This is a genomic window from Kocuria marina, assembly GCF_000786655.1.
Taxonomy (GTDB): Bacteria; Actinomycetota; Actinomycetes; order Actinomycetales; family Micrococcaceae; genus Kocuria; species Kocuria marina_A.
The window spans coordinates 1-2,853 of the sequence record NZ_JROM01000036.1; the positions used below are offsets into that span (position 1 = coordinate 1).

Genomic DNA, 2,853 nt, shown 5'->3' on the forward strand with positions numbered 1-2,853 from the left:
TCATTAGAACAGCCAGACTGGTGACGGCGAGCCGTCGATTCATCAAGATCATCACTAGACCTTTCGGGTCGAACCAATAGGGGAAAAATAGTGGCGGACCGGAGATGTGGAGTGGGATTGGGCCGCCCCCTTCATTCGGTCCGGTCGCTGTGCGAGTCGTCGGTTTCCGATTGATGGGTGCATTGCCGAGCGTAGTCGACGGGTGCGAGGTAGCCGAGCGATGAATGCCGGCGGTCGTGGTTGTATTCGGTCTTCCAGTCGCCGATCACGACCTGGGCGTGGAGCAGCGAGTAGAAGCTGTTGATGTTCAGGCACTCGTCGCGGAGCCTGCTCTCGGCATCCTCGCCTTCACTTCGGCGAGGTCACCCGTGGCCAGGCCTCTCGCCCTCGCTGCGCCACCGGCGACATCCTCCGCTTCGCGAGGTCACCATGGACGAGCCCCTCGCTGGGCGACGCGTGCGTCCCGTCATGGCCTGAGACCTCACATCACCGACGGGGCCCTGCCGAGAGACGATCCTCACGGCAGGGCCCCGTCACGGTGCTTGGGCGCGAGCGGCCGGGTGCGCCTCGGGGGTCAGGCGTCGTCCCGCCCGGCGGCGCGGTGGACGAACTCGATGAGGGAGTTCTCCATCTCGGCGCGGGTCTCGGGCTCGTTGTGAACCTCGTGGCGGACGTCGGGGTAGATGTGGAGTTCGACGTCGTGGCCCTTCTCCTCCAGGCGCCGGGCGACCTCGCGCGCACCCTCGCCGTAGTTGGTCACCGGGTCCTCCGCGCCCGCGAAGATCGCGACGGGAACCTGCGGAAGGCGGTCGAAGAAGTCGTCGCCGTTGGCCTGGTCGTACACGTCGACGAAGCCCTGCAGGAACCGGTTGCTCAAGGGGGCGCCGAAGTTGTTGAAGGGGTCGCGGCCGTGATCACGGACGACGTCCGCGTTGCGCGCCACCCAGTCCGTCGGGCCGAAGTCCGGGCCGAGGCGGTCGTAGAAGCCGTCGAACAGCTGGCCCACCAACGCATCCGCAGCGGGGGCGGAACCGTCGGCCGCCACGGCAGCCTTCAGGGCCTCGCGATCCAGCGTCGACTCGACACCGCGCATGCCCACGGCGATACCGCCCAGCGCGAGCCCGTCGACCTCGACACCCGGCTGCAGCACCAGCGCCCGCGCGATCATCGACCCCAGGCTGTGGCCAAATACCACGTACGGCAGGTCGGGGAACAGCTCCTTGGCCTTCCGGTACAGCGTCACCTCGTCCTGCACGATGACCGTCGCCGACTCGTCACCGGCGTCACCCCACGTCCCCGACTGCATCGCCGTCCGACCGTGACCCGCGTGATCGTCCGCGACCACGACGAACCCCGCATCCACCAGCGCGGCCGTCATGTGCAGGTACCGGCGGGAGTGCTCGCCGAGACCGTGGATGAGCTGGACCACCGCCACCGGCGTGACCGCCGGTTCGTACACCCAGGCCTGGATGGTGTCGGTGCCGTTGTGCGACGTGAACTCGAGTTCGCGCAGAGCCATGCTGACCTCCTCGTCATGCCCCTCGGGCGGGGAGCTCGACGGTATGACCCTACCGTACCTGCCGACAACGGGATGTCCGGCCCCCGACCTCCGTCGCCCACTCGCGGAACTCCCTGTCGCGGGCGCTGAGAGCGGCAGGTACGCGCCCAGCCCGTCCCGAGAGCCGCGTGACCGGGTCCGGACCCGGCGGCCCGGCAGGGTCACCCCCGGTGGGGGGCCGCGTCCCGCCCGGATCATGCCTGCCGGCCCGCCCCGTGGCACTTCGGACGCTCTGTGCCGGCGCCGGGCGTGCCCGTCCACGCCCGGACGGCCCGCAGAACGTGGACCAGGCCTCGGCATCGCGGCTAAGGAAGGTGAGGCCGGGGTCGATCAGACAGGCGACACGGGACATCACATGGAGAAACGGCGTCCCCGCTCCGGTGCTGCGTGTACCCGACGACGGCCCCCCGGCCGACGAGCCCGGCGCCGACGACCTCGGTCCCGGCGATCACGCCGCGGCCCACGTCGCCCGCGACTACGGTGCCCGCGCCGACGACGCGCCCCACGACCACGCCCACCACGCGCCCGACGACCCGTCCGAGCGTCCCCGCAGTGAAGGCGGTGCAGCGCACCTTCCAGGTGGACCGGTACATGCCCAAGACCGCGGCTCAGGCCCGGGTCATGGCGCGCCTCGACGACGACGGCGTGCTGCGTTACCGCGAGGACCGCGCCCTCTGGGGCGCGAACAACTGGCAGTTCGTGACGGTGCGGGTGCCCGCCGACGCGAGCAAGGCGCAGGTCATGGCCGTGATCAACGCCAAGACGTCCTCGCGTGTGGGTGACGTGCACACCGGTTCGCGCCTGCGTTCCATCACGCGTGGTCGCTCGGTGACGATCGCGTGGGAGCTCGGCAAGGGCGCCCGCCCCACCTCCGCCTAAGGTGCGAACAAGTCCGTCAACCAGATGTTCTTCGCCCGCTCCTGAGCGACCACAGGTGGGCGTGGCCATCACCACCACGCCCACCTGTGGCGGGCCTGCATCGCCGAGCCCGGCCGAGCGACGCGTCACCCTTGCGAGGGTGGCGCCGTCGCCGCATGTCGGCTCCGCCCCTCGGGGGTGAGTCCGGGACCGGCGCCCTCATGGGTCGAATCACTCGGCCCGGCCATCGAATTCGGCGGCAGCCTCTCGGTGATCCTGGGACCCGCGCGGTGTTGCGGGGCGGCCTGGCACCTCTTCTCCGCGTCGTGCAGCAGCGTCCCTTCGCGTGAGAACACTGTGAACGTTCCCCCGAGATGCCGGGGGAGGCTGGGCCGCCCCCTTCATTCGGTCCGGTCGCCGAAGAAGTGGTGGCTGAC

The 2,853-nt window shown here is 70.0% G+C and carries 2 protein-coding genes and 1 pseudogene; 1 reads left to right on the forward strand and 2 read right to left on the reverse strand.

Annotated elements, in window-relative coordinates; translation table 11 throughout:
• Nucleotides 1–131: 131 nt before the first annotated feature.
• Together AS25_RS14255 and AS25_RS08630 are read right to left on the reverse strand one after the other, a co-directional pair.
• Nucleotides 132–344: pseudogene (locus AS25_RS14255) on the reverse strand (integrase core domain-containing protein); the annotation flags it as partial.
• 230 nt (nt 345–574) lie between these two features.
• Nucleotides 575–1,519, reverse strand: a complete 945-nt coding sequence (locus AS25_RS08630; RefSeq protein WP_035964342.1) for an alpha/beta fold hydrolase — start codon at nt 1,517–1,519, stop codon at nt 575–577.
• A 591-nt stretch (nt 1,520–2,110) separates the two neighbouring features.
• Here AS25_RS08630 and AS25_RS08635 point away from each other — a divergent pair.
• On the forward strand, nt 2,111–2,437 hold the full coding sequence (locus AS25_RS08635) for a hypothetical protein (protein ID WP_035964345.1): 327 nt from the start codon (nt 2,111–2,113) through the stop codon (nt 2,435–2,437).
• Nucleotides 2,438–2,853: the final 416 nt, after the last annotated feature.

Coding starts and splice junctions, on each gene's coding strand:
- AS25_RS08630 (WP_035964342.1), bottom strand. CDS start 1,519: ATGGCTCTGCGCGAACTCGAGTTCACGTCGCACAACGGCACCGACACC.